Source organism: Rhizobium rosettiformans, from assembly GCF_016806065.1.
Lineage (GTDB): Bacteria > Pseudomonadota > Alphaproteobacteria > Rhizobiales > Rhizobiaceae > Allorhizobium.
Genome location: NZ_CP032405.1, coordinates 1,587,226 through 1,605,379, shown reverse-complemented (window position 1 = coordinate 1,605,379; position 18,154 = coordinate 1,587,226). Strand labels below are relative to the sequence as shown.

General features: G+C 59.3%; 18 protein-coding genes and 1 tRNA gene. 15 read left to right on the top strand and 4 right to left on the bottom strand.

Going from position 1 to position 18,154, the window contains the following annotated elements; genetic code table 11:
- The first annotated feature begins 818 nt into the window (after positions 1–818).
- The 3 genes from D4A92_RS07600 to D4A92_RS07590 all read left to right on the top strand — a co-directional run bounded on the left by D4A92_RS07600 (position 819) and on the right by D4A92_RS07590 (position 3,653).
- Positions 819–1,966, top strand: a protein-coding gene (locus D4A92_RS07600) for an IS3 family transposase (protein WP_203016721.1) whose coding sequence is annotated in 2 segments (ribosomal slippage) — positions 819–1,065 and positions 1,065–1,966 — 1,149 coding nt in all. Because the reading frame shifts where the segments join, the coding sequence is not laid out codon by codon here.
- A 33-nt stretch (positions 1,967–1,999) separates the two neighbouring features.
- Entirely contained in the window at positions 2,000–2,971 is a 972-nt protein-coding gene (locus D4A92_RS07595; RefSeq protein WP_203019870.1) for an adenylosuccinate synthetase, read from the top strand.
- Positions 2,964–3,653: a DUF7002 family protein gene (locus tag D4A92_RS07590; RefSeq protein WP_203019075.1), complete on the top strand. Its 690-nt coding sequence runs from the start codon at positions 2,964–2,966 to the stop codon at positions 3,651–3,653. The genes D4A92_RS07595 and D4A92_RS07590 overlap by 8 nt, the downstream gene beginning before the upstream one ends.
- On the opposite strand, the gene D4A92_RS07585 is transcribed toward D4A92_RS07590, so the two are convergent.
- Positions 3,650–5,020: a hypothetical protein gene (locus tag D4A92_RS07585; RefSeq protein ID WP_203019074.1), complete on the bottom strand. Its 1,371-nt coding sequence runs from the start codon at positions 5,018–5,020 to the stop codon at positions 3,650–3,652. The genes D4A92_RS07590 and D4A92_RS07585 overlap by 4 nt on opposite strands.
- Positions 5,021–5,912: 892 nt before the next feature.
- Here D4A92_RS07585 and D4A92_RS07575 point away from each other — a divergent pair.
- Both D4A92_RS07575 and D4A92_RS07570 read left to right on the top strand, forming a co-directional pair.
- Positions 5,913–6,095, top strand: coding sequence for a hypothetical protein (locus D4A92_RS07575; RefSeq protein WP_203019073.1), 183 nt, complete (start codon positions 5,913–5,915; stop codon positions 6,093–6,095).
- On the top strand, positions 6,095–7,189 hold the full coding sequence (locus D4A92_RS07570; protein ID WP_203019072.1) for a tyrosine-type recombinase/integrase: 1,095 nt from the start codon (positions 6,095–6,097) through the stop codon (positions 7,187–7,189). The genes D4A92_RS07575 and D4A92_RS07570 overlap by 1 nt, the downstream gene beginning before the upstream one ends.
- 30 nt (positions 7,190–7,219) lie before the next feature.
- On the opposite strand, the gene D4A92_RS07565 is transcribed toward D4A92_RS07570, so the two are convergent.
- A tRNA-Ser gene (locus D4A92_RS07565) sits at positions 7,220–7,309 on the bottom strand.
- A gap of 171 nt (positions 7,310–7,480) precedes the next feature.
- On the opposite strand from D4A92_RS07565, the gene D4A92_RS07560 reads away from it, so the two are divergent.
- From D4A92_RS07560 to deoA, 10 genes are all read left to right on the top strand, one after another.
- Positions 7,481–7,801, top strand: coding sequence for a hypothetical protein (locus tag D4A92_RS07560; RefSeq protein ID WP_006725177.1), 321 nt, complete (start codon positions 7,481–7,483; stop codon positions 7,799–7,801).
- A gap of 174 nt (positions 7,802–7,975) precedes the next feature.
- Positions 7,976–8,635 carry a peptide-methionine (S)-S-oxide reductase MsrA gene (msrA, locus tag D4A92_RS07555; protein ID WP_203019071.1) on the top strand — a complete coding sequence of 220 codons (660 nt, stop codon included), beginning with the start codon at positions 7,976–7,978 and terminating at the stop codon, positions 8,633–8,635.
- 255 nt (positions 8,636–8,890) lie between these two features.
- A complete protein-coding gene (locus D4A92_RS07550) occupies positions 8,891–9,883 on the top strand; it encodes a BMP family lipoprotein (RefSeq protein ID WP_006725179.1) in 993 nt (330 codons plus the stop codon).
- A gap of 68 nt (positions 9,884–9,951) precedes the next feature.
- Positions 9,952–11,472, top strand: coding sequence for an ABC transporter ATP-binding protein (locus D4A92_RS07545; protein WP_006725180.1), 1,521 nt, complete (start codon positions 9,952–9,954; stop codon positions 11,470–11,472).
- A 7-nt stretch (positions 11,473–11,479) separates the two neighbouring features.
- Positions 11,480–12,583 carry an ABC transporter permease gene (locus tag D4A92_RS07540; protein WP_054149444.1) on the top strand — a complete coding sequence of 368 codons (1,104 nt, stop codon included), beginning with the start codon at positions 11,480–11,482 and terminating at the stop codon, positions 12,581–12,583.
- A 10-nt stretch (positions 12,584–12,593) separates the two neighbouring features.
- Entirely contained in the window at positions 12,594–13,565 is a 972-nt protein-coding gene (locus D4A92_RS07535) for an ABC transporter permease (RefSeq protein ID WP_203019070.1), read from the top strand.
- 2 nt (positions 13,566–13,567) lie between these two features.
- Positions 13,568–13,960 (top strand): cytidine deaminase, encoded by a 393-nt coding sequence (locus D4A92_RS07530; RefSeq protein WP_203019068.1) that lies wholly within the window; start codon positions 13,568–13,570, stop codon positions 13,958–13,960.
- Positions 13,957–14,763, top strand: a complete 807-nt coding sequence (locus tag D4A92_RS07525; RefSeq protein WP_203019066.1) for a purine-nucleoside phosphorylase — start codon at positions 13,957–13,959, stop codon at positions 14,761–14,763. The genes D4A92_RS07530 and D4A92_RS07525 overlap by 4 nt, the downstream gene beginning before the upstream one ends.
- Positions 14,756–15,526 (top strand): deoxyribose-phosphate aldolase, encoded by a 771-nt coding sequence (gene deoC / locus D4A92_RS07520; RefSeq protein ID WP_203019064.1) that lies wholly within the window; start codon positions 14,756–14,758, stop codon positions 15,524–15,526. The genes D4A92_RS07525 and deoC overlap by 8 nt, the downstream gene beginning before the upstream one ends.
- Before the next feature lie 3 nt (positions 15,527–15,529).
- The gene (gene deoA / locus D4A92_RS07515) at positions 15,530–16,846 is read left to right on the top strand and encodes a thymidine phosphorylase (RefSeq protein WP_203019061.1); all 1,317 of its coding nucleotides are present in this window, start codon (positions 15,530–15,532) and stop codon (positions 16,844–16,846) included.
- Positions 16,847–16,858: 12 nt separating this feature from the next.
- On the opposite strand, the gene D4A92_RS07510 is transcribed toward deoA, so the two are convergent.
- Positions 16,859–17,380 carry a TIGR02281 family clan AA aspartic protease gene (locus D4A92_RS07510; RefSeq protein ID WP_203019060.1) on the bottom strand — a complete coding sequence of 174 codons (522 nt, stop codon included), beginning with the start codon at positions 17,378–17,380 and terminating at the stop codon, positions 16,859–16,861.
- A gap of 126 nt (positions 17,381–17,506) precedes the next feature.
- A complete protein-coding gene (upp, locus tag D4A92_RS07505; protein WP_113458212.1) occupies positions 17,507–18,136 on the bottom strand; it encodes a uracil phosphoribosyltransferase in 630 nt (209 codons plus the stop codon).
- Positions 18,137–18,154: the final 18 nt, after the last annotated feature.

The following is an 18,154-nucleotide window of genomic DNA, read 5'->3' as shown; positions in this document are numbered from 1 at the left end:
AGTTCCGATCCTGCGGCTATGGGCCGGACATGCAAATGCGTGGCTCCTCCGAGGGCGCATTTGTTGAACCAATAATGATTACAGTGTATCTATAAGAGCAGATGATGATTGTCAATACACTGTATTGAAATAGATATGAGGTATCTGTGAACCCTAGTCAAGCTAGAGCCGCTCGTGCCATCTTAAAGCTAGGCGTCAGAGAAGTCGCAGAGCTTGCAAAGGTAACCGCCAACACTGTTAGCAGGTTGGAGCAGGATGAAGCGGGGCCACGCGGCCCACAGCCAATTACGGTTGATGCCATCAAGCGCGTTTATGAAGAGAGAGGTATAATATTCTTTGACGCGGGCGCCACGCCAGATGGCGGGCCAGGCGTGAGGCTAAAGGCTCAAAGCAAGGCCCATGAGACTCAACAGCGCTGAACTGGGTGGCTATAGTGTGAGTTCGCGAACACCGCAGCTTCGTTTCCTGCATAGATCTAGGGATAACTTCCTCACGACCAAGACAACATGCAGAAATCTCACGCCTTGAAGGGATTCCCGCTCTCCCTCGGCATTGGTGCCTAGAGAAATGAAATATGAGAACCACCTTATTTCTCAGCTACATCGATCTTAGCTCTTTCAGAACCCCGCCTAGAGACTTCGAGCTGGATAAGCTTGGAATGAATTTGGTAGATCGACATCCACCGGGATAGGGTAACGGTGGGGGTAACCAGAAATGTATTTAAGCAGCATCGAAATTCGCGACTTTCGAATCTTTGGCCTGCTGCCGGTTTCTTGGACACCGAGTTAAGGTGCTTCCAATGAAACTGGAGTGCATTAATGCAACGAAGGAAGTTCAGCCGCGAGTACAAGCTTGAGGCGGTGAGATTGGTTCGAGAGCGTGGGGTCGGCGTTGCGCAGGCATCCCGCGATCTGGATGTTCATGAGAATGTCCTGCGCAAGTGGGTCAGGGAATATGGTTCGGACCCAGCACAGGCGTTTCCTGGTCAGGGACAGATGAAGCCTGAGCAGCTTGAGATCGAGAGGCTTCGGAAAGAAGTGGCCAAGCTGAAGGCGGAGCGTGACATCTTAAAAAAGGCCGCCGCCTACTTTGCGAAGGACGTGATATGAAGTTCGCGTTCATTGCAAAGCACCGTTCGATCTGGCCGGTGGCATGGCTCTGCGAAGCGCTGGGTGTATCGCGTTCCGGCTTTCATGCCTGGTTAAACCGGTCTCCGAGCCAGCATGCCCGGTATGACGAGGCTCTGCTCGACAAGATCAAGGACAGCTTCAAGGATAGCGACCGCACCTATGGCGCGCGGCGTGTCTGGCACGACCTCCTCGCCGAAGGCCTCTCCTGTGGCCTGCATCGCGTCGAGCGTCTCATGCGGGAAAATGCATTGAGAGCAAGGCCGAGACGGCGTGGCTTGCCGAAAGACGACGGTGAGCGCCCTGTCATCATGCCGAATGTGCTAGACCGACAGTTCGCGGCAGCAAGACCGAACCAGAAGTGGGTGGCCGATTTTACCTATCTATGGACGGCTGAGGGCTGGCTCTATGTGGCCGTCGTCATCGACCTGTTCTCGCGACGTGTTGTTGGCTGGTCGATGAGCACCAATATGACAGCCCAGCTCGTTACAGATGCGTTGATCATGGCCATCTGGCGCAGAGGCAAGCCAGATGCGCTCCTCCACCATTCGGACCAGGGTAGCCAATACACAAGCGAGCAGTTCCAGCGTCTCATGGCCGACCACGGCATCACATGCTCGATGAGCCGATCCGGCAATGTCTGGGACAATGCCGCGATGGAAAGCTTCTTCTCATCACTCAAAACGGAAAGGACAGCTCGCAAGGTCTACAGGACCAGGGACGATGCAAAGGCGGACGTGTTCGATTACATCGAGCGCTTCTACAATCCAAAGCGTCGCCATTCGACACTGGGCTACCTCAGCCCTATGGAATTTGAAAACAAAGTGGGATTAGCCTAACTCGGTGTCCGAAAAACCGGCAGCAGGCCAGACATACTGGTCCGTGTCGGTGGTCCAAACGCGGGTCATAAGGTGCAGGATCCTGAATACACCTATAGGCAGCTTCCATCTGGCACTGGCTCAAATCCCAACGCAGAAATTTGCATCGCTGCAGGTTCGACGATCTCACTAAAGCGCCTCAGTCTCGAATTGGACGCCCATCCACGGCTCCAAAAAGCTGGTCTCTTTATTGATCCGCAAGCGATGATTATCGAAGACGACGACATCGCTTTGGAGGAGAAGCTGCTCGACGGGATCTCCTCCACGAAACAGGGCGTGGGAGCGGCGTCCGCGCGCAAAATTATGGGCCGGGACGGTGATTTGTCTTGGGGACCCAAGGTACGGCTGGCCCGCCATATTCCAGAGCTTGAGAGCTATATCGCGGACGTTCGCGAAAAGGTTGAGCTAGCACTGGCTGCCGGAAAAAGGGTCATGCTTGAAGGAACTCAGGGAACTGACCTCAGCATTCATCACGGCTCTTACCCACATGTTACCTCGCGCGAGACCTCGGCGGCGGGGTGCCTGTCAGACGCAGGAATACCATTTACCCGACTGAGAAAGGTCATTCTCGTCGCCCGGACATATCCGATCCGCGTCGGGGGCGAGTCTGGCCCAATGGGAACCATGGTTACATTTGAAGAAATTGCCAGGCGGTCAGGCCTTGCCATAGAGGCCATCAATAAGACCGAGATCGGAAGCGTTTCCGGAAAAACGAGGAGAATGGCCGAATTCAACTGGGAGCAAATCAGAAGATCAGCCTATTGGAATGGCGCGACTGATATCGCCCTGACGTTTGTGGATTACCTTGGTACCGATAATTCTGCCGCGTCAAAATTTGACGAGCTTAACGTGGGGAGCCGAAAGTTCATTTCGGACGTCGAGCGTGTATGTAATCTGCCCGTATCACTTATCTCCAAGGGCTTTGGTCGTGCGGGCCTGATTGATCGGAGGACCTGGAATGACTGAAGAAGAGTTGATTGCTACATATCCCCGTCTATATCACATGGCGCATGACGATGCTTGGCCAGCAATTCAGAAGCATGGGCTACTGAGCGCAAGTGCGCTCCTTGACCTCTACCAGGTATCAGGGAAAGCACGTTTCGCACTGGAATCTCAGCGCCGGCCGGAGTCGGTCCCATTGACGAGAGCGAACTTGCTTGGCGCCGTAATCCGAGATCAGAAGCCCATGCAGGACCATCTGCTTACGCGTTGCCTGCAGGATAAATTGACACCCAAAGACTGGTACGAACTTCTCAACTCCCGAAGCTTCTTCTGGCTATCGGCCTCTCGAGTCTGGGGTCTTCTCAAGGCCCGGGCGTACAGGCAAAAATCACAAACGGTTCTGACTATCGATTCAGCAGGACTAATTGCGGCGCACCGAGATCGGATTTGGCTGAGCCCATTGAACAGTGGTTCGACGCTCTTCAAACCTCAACCGCGGGGCAAAGACACGTTCAAGAGGATTGAAGACTTTCCCTTCAAGGAACGATCCAAGCGACCGAAGCAAAACAATGTCGTTGAACTGGTAGTCGATCACTCCGTTCCGGATGTGGCCGCGCACGTTTTGGCGGTCCACAAGGTGCGCGGGACGGAGATCATCCAGGAAATCTGGAGAAGCGATCGGGCGACCGACAACGATCATCCCTAGATCGTTGATTTCGCTTTCAGGCGCGCTGGATGCTTCGCCTTTCTTAGCAAATCCGCAACATGGCTCGTCAGACCAACCTCGCCTAAGATCAGCAGGCCCTGATCGTCTTCAACGGATATCAATTTCCTCCGAAGGGCATCCAGCCCTTCGGCCACATCAAACTCGATCCAGGACCGGGCTTCGCCGGGAACCACTACATCAGCCTCTGAACCCGTGGCTCCGCAATGAAGCTGAACGATCCAGACTATGTCGCCATCATGCACCCACTCGAAGCGAACTGGACCGAGCCGGTTGGACAGGACCTTGTAAGTCGCTTGGACGTTTTCGACGACGAATGAAGGAAGGCTTTCCGGTGGTTGGTGGCCGAGCATAAAGAGGTCACCCTCGCCGCGTCGACCTTCGATGATTACATGTCCCTTAGCGCCTGCGACGGCAGCACCTGAGAATTTCGCCCGCACAGCTGCCTGGCACAAGACCGATCGCAGATTTTCTCCATTCGGATCTTCTTTACTGAGTAGCGCGAAGGGATCTATCCAACCTTTAACCGTCGTGTAGAGACCGGGCTGAGGCTCACGTGGAGAGGTTCGCGTCCAGACCTCTGCTGACCCCGTTTCTCGGCCGAAAGTGAACGGCGCTGTCCGTCGCGCGATGACTGTCGTTTTGGGAACCGGGAGCCCCAGGCTATCAGCTACCAGCAGGCCGTAGACCTTATCGCCTACATGCTGACTGAAACGGTTTGGCCAATAGACTGCAGCCGGCAAAAAATCTGCAACATCCGGCTCGAACTCCCAGACGATCGTGTGCCGGTGATGATACCCTCTCGCCCTGGGATGAATGCTGAACTCAACTCGTGCGTTTGGCGGGAAGTTCAGATCAGGAGAGAAGCCATAAACGGTATGCAGTATCCTCTCCCCCATATACACCGGAAGCGAAGCAATTCCTGGCTTTTCGACACATCTCGGCGTGTCATCCGGCGCAAACTCGATGAGCTGTCCTTGAAGCACGCCGGACACGCCACCATCATGGATGTCGATAGTTTCGTTCACGATCAGGTGCAGATTCTCGTTCGCGAGGCGCGCAATGGTTTCAAGCACGGCATCAGCTGTTTCGAGTCCATAGATAAACTCACGGCTTCGAGGACTGTTGGGCTCGTAGCTTCTTACGTTGACCATCCGGTCGGAGCTAGCAGCTAACAGGGCGGCAACTGCTTCCTTGACGTCACCAAACCGGTAATTCTCTGGATATCCCGTGACACGGCAATAACTCTGCGACAGGCCACCCTTGGATAACGGTCGAAAACTTACGAATTGCGCCACATTCGCCGTTGCCGCGAGAGAATTCAGGACTTCGTCCTTGTGCAGAGCCATACTCACTACCTGCTTTTGATTGACCGCCGCTCTTAGCGAAAAAATACCCATACCGAAACCGAGAATTCCATCTTACAGCTAGATAGGATGACGGATAAACTCGGTATTCATATTATCCCCATGCCCCAAACCTCCCCCTCCCCGTCATTTCCCGCAAGCCCAGCCCCTTCGCAATCATACCGGCCGACACCCGCGGCCGCGAGATCACCAGCTCGACCAGCTCGTTCCAGTCATCGAGAGGCGATAATCGCCTGCAGCACCGCCGGCAAGTTTTCGGCGTGGTGCACCGCACCCCACTAGTCCTCCAGCAGGGCATCGTCGTCCCAGTCGAGACCATTGCCAGTGCGTTTCTGTATGCCGCGCTGGCGCGGCCGGCCGTGTTGCATACTCGATTACCGCATCCGATCGGGCAAGCGGGGCATCGATGGCGGCGTAGTCGACACCGGGAAGATTTTCGATGCCGTCGACATCTTCCGCCTCCCTTTCCGCGTCGATCGCGACCGCCGGCCGAGTAACTCCGGATCGAGAACACTTACCCCGCTCACTCTTCCGCTCCTGACAGATTCGAACATTGACAGTCGAGATATTTGAGGCCGAACGGCAGCACTCTCCCCTCACAGAACAAAAATTCACAATTGCCACAATTCTCTCACCGAGCCTGACATGCGGCATTATTCAATATTTTCAGGATGATACGATACTGTTCGCCTGTATCGGTCGTTGACAGATTTGCGACTTTTCAGCCGGTCAAATCAATGCACTCTGTTTTCTAAGAATGCGCATTCGAACCGGCAGTTCAGAATAGCTCCGCCACAGAGACACCAAGACGTGGAACCGGAGACTGCCAAAATGACAAACACCATCTTGAACATAATCTCCTGATGAGGCTGTTATGAAGCGAGAGTCAAAATTCAAGCAGATAGACGCGAAGCGCCTTTTCGCAGCGGCCTTGAGCGCTGGATTTGAGTCCGCGACGGTCGTCATCCATCCCGACGGCCGTATCGAGGCGTCTGCCTCCATGGCCGACCAACAGCAGTCGAAACCTGTCAACACCTGGGACGAGGTTCTGCGCTGATGAAGGGCAAGCGCCGCAACGGACTGCCGAGATACTGCTCGCTGGTGATCGATCGTCACAAGAAGCGGCGCATTCGGTTCCGTACGAAAGGCGTCGACACATATCTTCCATTCCCGCCTGTCGGACCGGAATTCGAAATGGCCTACGCGGCGGCCCTTGCGGGCGTCACCGAGTGGCGCGAGAACATTGGCGCAAGCAGAACGCGGCCGGGATCTTTCGACGCGCTGGCGGTCTCCTATTATCGCTCGCCGACCTTCAAAGGTCTACGCGAGACCACAAAGCGGACCTACCGCCGCATTATAGAGAACTTTCGCGTAAAGCACGGCGCTCGAATGATGCGGGATCTCAGGCGCGAGCACGTCAAGGCGCTGATCGGCGACATGTCGGATCGGCCACAAGCCGCAAATCGGCTGCTGTCATTGCTCAAGATCATGCTCGATCACGCCCTCGACAACGGCTGGATCACGGCCAACCCGGCCACAGGGATCAAAGGCTTCTCGAAGAAGACGAAGGGGTTTCACACCTGGAGCGACGCAGAGATCGCGGCTTTCGAGGAAAGGCATCTAGAGGGAACCAGGGCGCGCCTTGCGCTCAACTTGCTTCTCTACACCGCGCAAAGGCGGAGCGACGTTGTGCTGATGGGCTGGCAGCAGATCAACGGGCGAACAATCAGCGTGAAGCAGGAAAAGACCGGGGCAGAGCTGGATTTGTTCATGCTCCCTGCCCTCCTCACGTCGATCCGTGAGCTGCCGAGAGACAAGCCTACGTTCCTGACGACCGATTTCGGCAAGCCTTTCACGGCAGCCGGCTTTGGCAACTGGTTCAGGGACCGGTGCAATGAAGCAGGCCTGCCTCACTGTTCAGCCCACGGACTGCGTAAAGCGGCGGCGCGTCGCATGGCGGAAGGTGGCATGAGCGGGGATATCATCAAGGCCGTGACCGGGCATACGGACCTGAAGCAGGTCAGCGTCTACACCGCCGCAGCCAATCAGACTGCACTTGCCGAAATGGGAGCTAAGGCAATCGCGGGGAAGAAATCACGAACAAATATTGTCCAACCCAACCGAAAAGTTGGACAAAGGAAAGGCGAATAAGATGAGAAATCAAATCACTAATAGAGAAGGTGGCGGACAGGGTGGGATTCGAACCCACGGTACGCTTTCACGCACACACGCGTTCCAGGCGTGCGCCTTAAACCACTCGGCCACCTGTCCAGGGGGAACGCGGGGAAAACCACCGCGGTTGGTCGGGCGCGATATATACCGAGGAATTTCGGCGGATCAACCGAAATCTATCAGAATTTTGACATCGGCCGACAATTCCCTATCTATAGGCTCAGTGCGGCGGGCCTTGAAGGCCGGGCCGGGCTTCAGCCGGAGACATTGGTGGTGCGCTTCCTGTTCAGGGTCTTGAGTTTGCTTGCGCTTTGCGTCGGCGTCGTGTTCGGCGTGATCGATGCCATTGCTTCGGTGTCCGCATCGCAGGTCATCATGACCCCGATTTCGGAAGCGTGGATCGAGACGCATCCGGGCTCTCTGATGACACTCGAAGAGCTTGTCGTCGGGCGTCTCGGAGCCGGTGCCTGGCTCGCGCTTCGCGACGTCGTCCTGCCGCAGCCGGCATTTGCCGCCATGCTGGTGCTGTCACTCGCCTTCTGGATGATCGGTTACAAGAGGCCGTCGCCCGCCGGGCGATTTGCAGCTTGAAACGGGTCTTCGGGGCGGCAAAGGCTTGATCGTGCCCGGCAGATTGTAAGTTTTGGTGCGTGCCGACGACCAATGATCCAAGACCGCAGCCGTTTTGTGCGGCGCGCGGGGATCTGCCGGAAAGGCAGAGCAAAATGCAAAACAGGCCGGCAAACGGCCTCAGGAGGTTTCAAGATGTTCCTGATCGACATGTTCAACAAGAAGACTGTGATGCCGACGGTAGAAAACGCCCTGCCTGGCCGGGCCGAGCCGATCCCGACCGCATCGACGCATTTCATCTCGGGCCTGCCGCTGAAGGGTCCAGCGCCCGAGGGCATGAAGACCGTCTATCTCGGCATGGGCTGCTTCTGGGGCGCCGAGCGCCTGCTCTGGCAGACGCCAGGGGTCTATCTCACCGTCTCCGGCTACCAGGGTGGCATCACGCCCAATCCGACCTATCAGGAGACCGTCACGGGTCTCACAGGCCATACCGAAGTGGTGAAGGTGGTCTATGACCCCGCAAAAATCTCGCTGGAAGGGCTGCTGAAGATCTTCTTCGAGGCGCATGATCCGACCCAGGGCATGCGCCAGGGCAATGATATCGGCACCACCTATCGCTCCGCGATCTATGTCGAGGATGACGAGGATATGGCGCTTGCCATCGCCGTTCGCGATCGCTTCCAGGAGGCGCTGGTGAAGGCTGGACGCAGCAGCCGGGTGACAACGGAAATCGCCCCTGCCGGACCGTTCTATTACGCCGAGGAGTATCACCAGCAGTATCTGGCGAAGAATCCGAATGGTTACTGCGGCCTGCGCGGTATAGGCGTCTCCTGCCCGATCTCGCCCGCAGCCTGAGGGCAATTGCCCAAAGGCGCAGCACAAACCCCATTGATCTGACTGATTTTTCAGCGTCCTGCGCTGAAAAATCAGCAGGCTTGTGAATCTTTACCAGATGAAAAAAATCTGGTGAATTTTGAAGCGAGCCATGCAAGGATGAAAGCCAGCCAGGACCTCCGGAACAGGGGGCGGCGGTTCCGCAGACATGTCTTTCTTGTGAGAAAGGCTTGCGGGAGGACCCAACAAGATCAATAGCAACAACAGGGCTGCACCATGAAGAAAACCCTCCTCAGTCTCTTTGCCTTGGCCGCGATGTCGGCGACCGCGCTTGCGGCCGACATCAAGCCGGCGCTGGTCTACGGCACGGGCGGCAAGTTCGACAAATCCTTCAACGAGGCTGCTTACGGTGGCGCCGAGAAGTTCAAGTCCGAAACCGGTATCGATTACCGCGACTTCGAACCGACCAGCGACACGCAGGGTGAACAGGCAATCCGCAACTTCGCCTCGCGCGGCTTCAACCCGGTCGTTGCCGTTTCCTTCGCCTGGACTTCGGCCATCGAAAAGGTCGCCGCTGAATTCCCGGATACCCAGTTCGTGATCGTCGATTCCGTCGTCGACAAGCCGAATGTCCGTTCGGTTGTCTACAAGGAAGAGGAAGGTTCTTACCTGGTCGGCCTGCTGGCCGGCATGGCTTCCACCACCGGCAAGGTCGGCTTCGTCGGCGGCATGGACATCCCGCTCATCCGCAAGTTCGCCTGCGGCTACGAGCAGGGCGCACGCGCTGCCAAGGCCGACATCCAGGTCTTCCAGAACATGACCGGCACCACGGGCGCTGCCTGGAACGACCCGGTTCGCGGCGGTGAACTCACCAAGAACCAGATCGACCAGGGTGCGGATGTCGTTTACGCGGCAGCCGGCGCGACCGGTCTGGGCGTGCTGCAGACCGCAGCCGACAACGGCAAGCTTTCGATCGGCGTCGATTCCAACCAGAACCACCTGCATCCGGGTTCGGTTCTGACTTCGATGGTCAAGCGCGTCGATCTCGCTGTCTACAACGCCTATGCCGATGCCAAGGATGACAAGTTCACGCCTGGCCTGCAGGTTCTCGGCGTCGCACAGGAGGGTGTCGCCTACGCCCTCGACGACAACAACGCCAAGCTGATCACCGAAGAAATGAAGGCTGCCGTCGAGAAGGCCAAGGCCGACATCGCCGCCGGTACCGTCAAGGTCCACGACTACATGTCGGACAATTCCTGCCCGAAGTGATTTAGAATCCGGGCGCAGGACGGCTCCATTGTCGTCCTGCGCCCTTTTTGTATGTCTGGGGGACCGGAATGAATGCAGCGAGCCAGGCACCCGCGATCGAACTGATCGGCATCGACAAGAAGTTCGGTGCGGTGCATGCCAACAAGAATATCAATCTGACGGTCGCCAAGGGCTCGATCCACGGCATCATCGGTGAAAACGGCGCCGGCAAGTCGACGCTGATGTCGATCCTCTACGGCTTCTACCAGGCCGATCAGGGATCCATCCAGATCGACGGCAAGCCGATCACGATCAAGGACAGTCAGGCCGCCATCAATTCCGGGATCGGGATGGTGCACCAGCATTTCATGCTGGTCGAGAACTTCACCGTGCTCGAAAACCTGATGCTCGGTGCCGAAGGCGGCGCGCTTCTCGGCAAGGGCACGGATGCGGCCCGCGCGGCGCTGAAGAAACTGGAAGAAGACTACGAGCTGGACGTGGATCCCGACGCTGTTGTCGAGGAACTGCCGGTTGGCCTGCAGCAGCGCGTCGAGATCCTCAAAGCGCTCTATCGCGGTGCCGAGATCCTGATCCTCGACGAACCGACGGGTGTGCTGACCCCGGCCGAAGCCGACCACCTGTTCAAGATCCTCGGCGTGCTGCGCGACCAGGGCAAAACGGTCATTCTGATCACCCACAAGCTGCGCGAAATCATGGCGATTACCGATACGGTGTCGGTCATGCGCCGCGGCGAAATGGTCGCGACCCGCAAGACAGCGGAAACCACCGTGGAAGAACTCGCCGAACTGATGGTCGGCCGCCGGGTGCTGCTGCATGTCGAGAAGAAGCCCGCAAATCCCGGCGAGATTTTTCTGTCGGTGCGCAACCTGACGGTCAAGGACAGCCGCGGCGTGGTCATGGTCGACAACGTCTCCTTCGATGTGCGCTCCGGCGAGATCGTCGGGATCGCCGGCGTCGCCGGCAATGGTCAGAGCGAACTTCTCGAAGCGATCACCGGCATTCGCAAGCCGACTGCAGGCGAAATCTGGATCAATGGCCAGAATGTCGCCGGCCTCGACCCGGCGGAACTGCGCGGCATCGGTGTGGCGCATATTCCGGAAGATCGCCACCATATGGGTCTCGTGCTGCCCTTCGAGGAGAGCCAGAACGCCATTCTCGGCTATCATCGAGACGAGCGCTATGGGAAGGGTCCGTTCCTGAACCCCGACCTGATGCGCAAGGCGGCGGTCGAGGAGATCGAGAAATACGATATCCGCCCCCCGAATCCTCGACTGAAGACCGCCAACTTCTCAGGCGGCAACCAGCAGAAGATCGTGGTTGCCCGCGAAATCGAACGCGATCCGAAGCTGTTGATCGTCGGCCAGCCGACGCGCGGCGTCGACATCGGCGCGATCGAATTCATTCACAAGCGGATCGTCGAGACGCGCGATGCCGGGAAGGCCGTGTTGCTCGTCTCCGTCGAACTCGACGAGATCCGCTCGCTCTCCGACCGCATTCTGGTGATGTTCGCCGGCAAGGTCGTCGGCGAGAAAACGCCTGACACAGGCGAACAGACACTCGGCCTGATGATGGCCGGCATTGCCGCTTGAGGATTTGATGAGCACTGCATCCGTACCCCTTCCGAACTGGATCAATTATGCGCTGCTGCCGCTGATCAACCTCACGCTTGCCTTCCTGGTCTCGGGCCTCGTGGTTTGGATCATCGGGGAAAACCCGTGGGAGGCGCTGAAGCTGATGCTGGAAGGCGCACTCGGCAGCGGCGAAGGCATCGGCTTCACGCTGTTTTATGCGACGAACTTCATCTTCACGGGGCTTTCCGTTGCGGTTGCCTATCACGCCGGCCTGTTCAACATTGGCTCGGAAGGCCAGGCCTATCTGGGTGGCCTAGGCGCAGCGCTCGCTGCCCTTGCGCTCGACCATTACGTGCCGTGGTATGTCACCATGCCCTTTGCAATCATGGCGGCCGCCCTGTTTGGTGCGGCCTGGGCTTTCATTCCAGCATGGCTGCAGGCCAAGCGCGGCAGCCATATCGTCATCACGACGATCATGTTCAACTTCATCGGCGCAGCGCTGATGGTCTATCTGCTGGTCAACGTGCTGATCGTGCCGGGTAAGATGGCACCGGAGACCCGCACCTTCCTCGAAGGCGGCCAGCTGCCGAAGTTGGACTGGCTGATTGCGATGTTCGGCGGTACGCTCGGACCTGCCCCGTTCAACGTGTCCTTCCTGATCGCGCTCGTCATGTGCGTGCTCGTCTGGATCTTGATCTGGCGCACCAAGCTCGGCTTCGAGATGCGTACGCTCGGCATCAGCCGTTCGGCCGCCGCCTATGCCGGCATTCCCTATGTGAAGATCGTCATGATCACCATGCTGATCTCCGGCGGTCTCGCCGGCATGATGGCGCTCAATCCGGTGCTCGGCGCTTCTGCCCGCCTGCAGGTGGAATTTGTCGCAGGTGCCGGCTTTGTCGGGATCGCGGTGTCGCTGATGGGGCGCAACCATCCGCTCGGCATCGTGCTCGCCGCCATCCTGTTCGGCATTCTCTATCAGGGTGGAGCCTGGCTCTCCTTCGACATGCCGAACATTACCCGCGAGATGATCGTGGTCATCCAGGGTCTCGTGATCCTGTTCGCCGGTGCGCTCGAATTCATGTGCCGGCCGATGATCGTGCGCATCTACCAGACAATGACAAAGGCCTGAGGACGCGACCATGGAATCATTCGACATGCTCATCAGCATCCTCGGCTCGACGATCCGTCTGTCGATCCCGCTGATCCTGGCAGCCCTTGCCGGCCTCTATTCTGAACGCGCCGGCGTCTTCGACATCGGGCTTGAAGGCAAGATGCTGGCAGCGGCCTTTGCTGCGGCCTGTGTCGCCTATCTCACTGGCTCGGCCTGGCTCGGTCTTCTCTCCGGCATCGCGGTATCGCTGGTGTTCTCGCTGATTCACGGCTTTGCCTCGATCACCAATCGGGGCAACCAGATCGTCTCTGGCGTGGCACTGAACTTCGTTGCAGCGGGCCTCACCGTCGTGCTCGGCCAGGCCTGGTTCGGCCAGGGCGGCCGCACGCCGCAGGTCTCGGGCGACGGTCGCTTCTCCCCCATCATCCTGCCGGGTGCCGACATGATGCGCGACGTGCCCTTCATCGGGCCGCTCTATTCGAACGTGATCTCCGGCAACAACATGCTCACCTATATCGCGTTCCTCGCCGTTCCGATCTCCTGGTGGGTGCTCTATCGCACACGCTTCGGCCTTCGCCTGCGCGCCGTCGGCGAGAACCCGGGGGCGGTCGACACGGCCGGGATCTCGGTCACGTTCCTGCGCTACCGCGCGGTGCTGATGGCCGGCCTGCTCTGCGGCATCGCCGGCACCTACCTTGCAATCGCCCAGTCGGCTGCCTTCATCAAGGACATGTCGGCCGGCAAGGGCTTCATCGCGCTTGCAGCCCTGATCTTCGCCAAGTGGAAGCCGGTGCCGGTCATGTTCGCCTGCCTGCTGTTCGGTTTCCTCGATGCGCTTGCGAACTTCATGCAGGGCAAGGAAATACCGCTCATCGGGGAAGTGCCGGTCCAGCTCTTCCAGGCCCTGCCCTATATCCTCACCTGCATTCTGCTTGCGGGCTTCATCGGCTCTGCCAATCCGCCGAAGGCCGGTGGCGTGGCCTACTCCAAGGAGCGTTGATCATGGCGCACGATCTTTTCGAAGCGGCGCGCGACGCGATGAAATTCGCGCATGCGCCCTATTCCAAGTTCCCTGTGGGGGCTGCCATCCGCGCGGACGACGGCAAGATCTATACCGGCGCCAATATCGAGAACCTCTCCTTCCCTCAAGGGTGGTGTGCCGAGCCGACGGCGATCGGCTGCATGATCATGGGCGGGGGCAAGAAGATCGTCGAGATGGCAGTGATTGCCGAAAAGCTGGCGCTTTGCCCGCCCTGTGGCGGCTGCCGGCAGAAGATCTCGGAATTCGCATCCGCCACGACCAAGATCTATCTCTGTGACGAAGTCGGAGTACAGAAGACCATGACCATGGACGAGCTTCTGCCGCTCAGCTTCAAGACGGACATCCTCGGATGAAGGCGGCCGTAGATCTGCTCGTCGAACGCCTGAACGGGCTGATGCCGCGCCACGGCATCGTTCTCGGCTCCGGCTTGGGATCTCTGGTGAACGAGGTCCGTGACGCCGTCCGCATCCCCTACTCCGATCTGCCAGGCTTTCCCTTGAGTGGCGTCTCCGGTCATGCCGGAGAAATTGTCGCCGGCTATCTGGGGCGCACGCCCGTGATCATGCTGGCCGGCCGCATGCATTATTACGAACACGGCGATGCGAATGCGATGCGCAAACCGATCGAAGTGCTGATGGGGCTTGGCGTGAAGTCGCTGATCCTGACCAATGCTGCGGGATCGCTGCGTGAAGACATGGCCCCCGGATCGGTCATGCAGATCACCGATCACATCAACTTCTCCGGCAAGAACCCGCTGATCGGCGAACCGAGCGACGGGCGCTTCGTCGGCATGACCTCGGCCTATGATGCCGAGTTGCAGGCCGCGATGCGGACAGCTGCTGAAGCCGAAGGCGTGCCGCTCGCGCAGGGCGTCTATATGTGGTTCTCGGGCCCAAGCTTCGAGACCCCGGCGGAGATCCGCATGGCGCGTATTCTGGGCGCCGACGCCGTGGGCATGTCAACGGTGCCGGAAGTCATTCTGGCCCGGTTCTATGGTCTGAGGGTTGCAGCCGCCTCCGTGATCACCAATTATGGGGCAGGCATGACCGGTGGCGAACTCAGCCACGAAGAAACCAAAGACATGGCGCCGATCGGCGGCAAACGTCTGGCCACCATCCTGAAACGGATGATCGGCGGAGGAAACGACATTGAATAATCAAGAACTGCGCGCCGTGGCTTCACGCGCGCTTGCGCTGCTCGACCTGACCAATCTGAAGGACGACTGCACGCCCGACCAGATCGTGACGCTCTGCGAGCGCGCCCAGAGCGCCTTCGGTCCGACGGCTGCGATCTGCATCTGGCCACGCTTCGTCATGCAGGCGCGCACGCTGCTGGGCCCCGACAGCCCGATCCGGATCGCGACCGTCGTCAACTTCCCCGCGGGCGAGATGAAGACCGAGGACGTGCTGGCCGAGACACGCGATGCCGTGGCCGATGGTGCCGACGACATCGATCTGGTGATCCCCTACCGGGCGCTGGCGGCTGGTGACGATAAGGCCGTGACCGACATGGTTTCGGCGGTGAAGGGCGCGTGCGGCTCGGCGATCCTGAAGACGATCCTGGAAACGGGCGAACTCAAGGATATCTCGTTCATCCGCCGTGCCTCAGAGCTCTCCATCGCGGCCGGTGCTGATTTCATCAAGACATCGACCGGCAAGGTCGCCGTGAACGCGACGCTCGAGGCCGCCGACACCATGTTGCAGGCGATCCGCGACAGCCGCAAGAAGGTCGGTTTCAAGCCGGCCGGCGGCATTTCGACGGTGGCGGATGCCGGTCACTATCTGAAGCTCGCCGATACCATCATGGGCGAGGATTGGGTGATGCCGTCGACCTTCCGCTTCGGTGCATCGGGCCTGCTCGACGATGTAATCGCCGTGCTCTCGGGCGAGCGCTCGACCGCTGCGGCATCGGGGTACTGAGCCATGCTTCCCCAGGAGATCATCCGACGCAAGCGTGATGGCGGGACCCTGAGCGCGCAGGAGATCGGCGGCTTTATCGAGGGTCTATCGAAGGAAACGATTTCCGAGGGGCAAGTGGCCGCGTTTGCGATGGCCGTCTTCTTCAAGGGCATGACGCCAGACGAGATTGTAGCGCTGACGCTTGCCATGCGCGATTCCGGCGACGTGCTCTCCTGGGCAGGCGTCGGGAAGCCGATCGCCGACAAACACTCGACCGGCGGCGTGGGCGACAATGTCTCGCTGATGCTGGCGCCGATCGTGGCGGCCTGCGGGCTGGCCGTACCGATGATTTCAGGCCGTGGCCTCGGCCATACCGGTGGCACGCTCGACAAGCTGCAGTCGATCCCCGGTTACGATGTGATGCCCGACAATGTCACCTTCCGTCGGACGGTCGACCGCGCCGGCTGCGCGATCATCGGCCAGACGGGCGATCTGGCCCCGGCCGACAAGCGGCTCTATGCGATCCGCGACGTGACGGCGACGGTCGAATCCATCCCGCTGATCACGGCCTCCATTCTGTCGAAGAAACTTGCGGCCGGGCTGGAAAGCCTGGTTCTCGACGTGAAGGTTGGCAATGGCGCCTTCATGGCGAAAGCTGAGGATGCGGAAGCCTTGGCGCGCTCGCTGGTGCGTGTCGCGAATGGTGCGGGTGTGAAGACCACCGCGCTATTGACCGACATGAACGAGCCGCTCGCCGACTGCGCCGGCAACGCAATCGAAGTGCTGAACGCGGTGGATTTCCTCAAAGGCGAGAAGAGCGGGACGCGGCTTGAGGAGGTCACGCTGGCGCTCGGTGCCGAGATGCTGGTCAATGCCGGCGTCGAGAGCGACCAGGCGGCTGCTCTTGCCCGCTGCGCAAAGGTGCTGGCCTCCGGCCAGGCGGCGGAGATCTTCGGGCAGATGGCGTCGGAGCTCGGCGGTCCCGCCGATTTCATGGACAAGGCAGAAACATATCTCCCACGGGCCAAGGTTGAGGTCGCCGTTCTTGCCGATGAGGACGGCTATCTTGGCGAGTGCGATACGCGCGGTCTCGGTCTCGCTGTCGTGTCGCTCGGTGGTGGCCGCCAGCGTCCCAGCGACAAGATCGATCACGGCGTGGGTCTCTCCGGCTTCAAGCCGCTGGGCGCAAAGGTCGAGAAGGGCGAGCCAATCGCCTTCGTGCAGGCGAATGACGAAGCTACTGCGGCTCAAGCCGCCAAGACTGTGTCCGACTGCTATCGGATTTCAGAGACGAAGCCGGCTGCGACACCGGTCATCGGGCTCAGGATCGCTGCCGAGTAACGGGCGAAAACCTCACTGGATCATCCGCAGCGTGCGCTTCTCCGCCGTATAGGACCTGAGCTTTGTCATGAAGCTCATGCCGACAAGCGTGGATGAAAGCGCCTCGTCACCCAGAACAACGGCTTCGACATCACGCACCCGGATGCTGCCGATCTCAACACGGTCTAGCGTCACGTGTGCCGCCCTGGTCACCCCGTTCGCAGTTCTCACCTGGTAACGGAAATCGAGCGCTGCCGGGCTGAAACCGAGGCGGCGGGCCGTCGAGACATTGATCGCCACCCTGGAGGCTCCGGTATCCACCATGGCGTCAACGGGCTTGCCGTTCATCTTGAACGTTCCCGAATAGTGGCCATGGCGACCCATCGTGAGAACCGTCTGGCCGGAGGGAACCGCTGCGGCAGGCTTGGCCACGACGGCAGCGGGTTCAGCCGCCTCGCGCTCGTCCAGCATGGCCTGAACCTTCTCCGCGATCGTCGGCCACTGGCTGGCAGAGAGCGCAAGCATCAAGACCATGAAGAATGTGCGAGCAAACATCGTCGATCCCCCGAGAGCGATGGGGCCGAACATATCAGCCGCACCCGAAAAAACGGATAAGCCGTGACGCAAAACGGCCCGAAACCGGGGTTTCGGGCCGTCAAAGCTTGCGATCTGGTTAAGAAATCACTTCGTCCCGTACATCCGATCGCCAGCATCGCCGAGGCCGGGCATGATGTAGCCCTTCTCGTTCAGGTGGCTGTCGATAGACGCGGTGAAGATCGGCACATCGGGATGCGCTGCGTGGAAGTTCTTGATGCCTTCGGGTGCGGCCAAGAGGCAGAGGAAGCGAATGTTCTTCGCGCCGCGCTCCTTCAGCTTCTCGATGGCCGCGATCGAGGAATTCCCGGTCGCCAGCATAGGATCGACGACGATGATCAGGCGCTCGGAGAGAGCTTCCGGGGCCTTGAAGTAGTATTCGACGGCCTGCAGTGTCTCATGGTCGCGGTAGACGCCGACATGGGCAACGCGCGCGGCCGGCACCAGCTCCAGCATGCCTTCGAGCAACCCATTGCCGGCACGCAGGATCGAGGCGAAGACCAGCTTCTTGCCCTCAAGGATCGGCGACTGCATCTCGGTGAGCGGCGTCTCGATCGTCTCCATGGTCAGTTCGAGGTCGCGGGTCACCTCGTAGCAGAGGAGCGTGGAGATTTCGCGCAGCAGCCGACGGAAGCTCGAGGTCGACGTTTCCTTGCGGCGCATGATCGTCAGCTTGTGCTGCACGAGGGGGTGATCGATGACTGTTACGCCGTCCATGGTCGAGCCTTCTTTTCT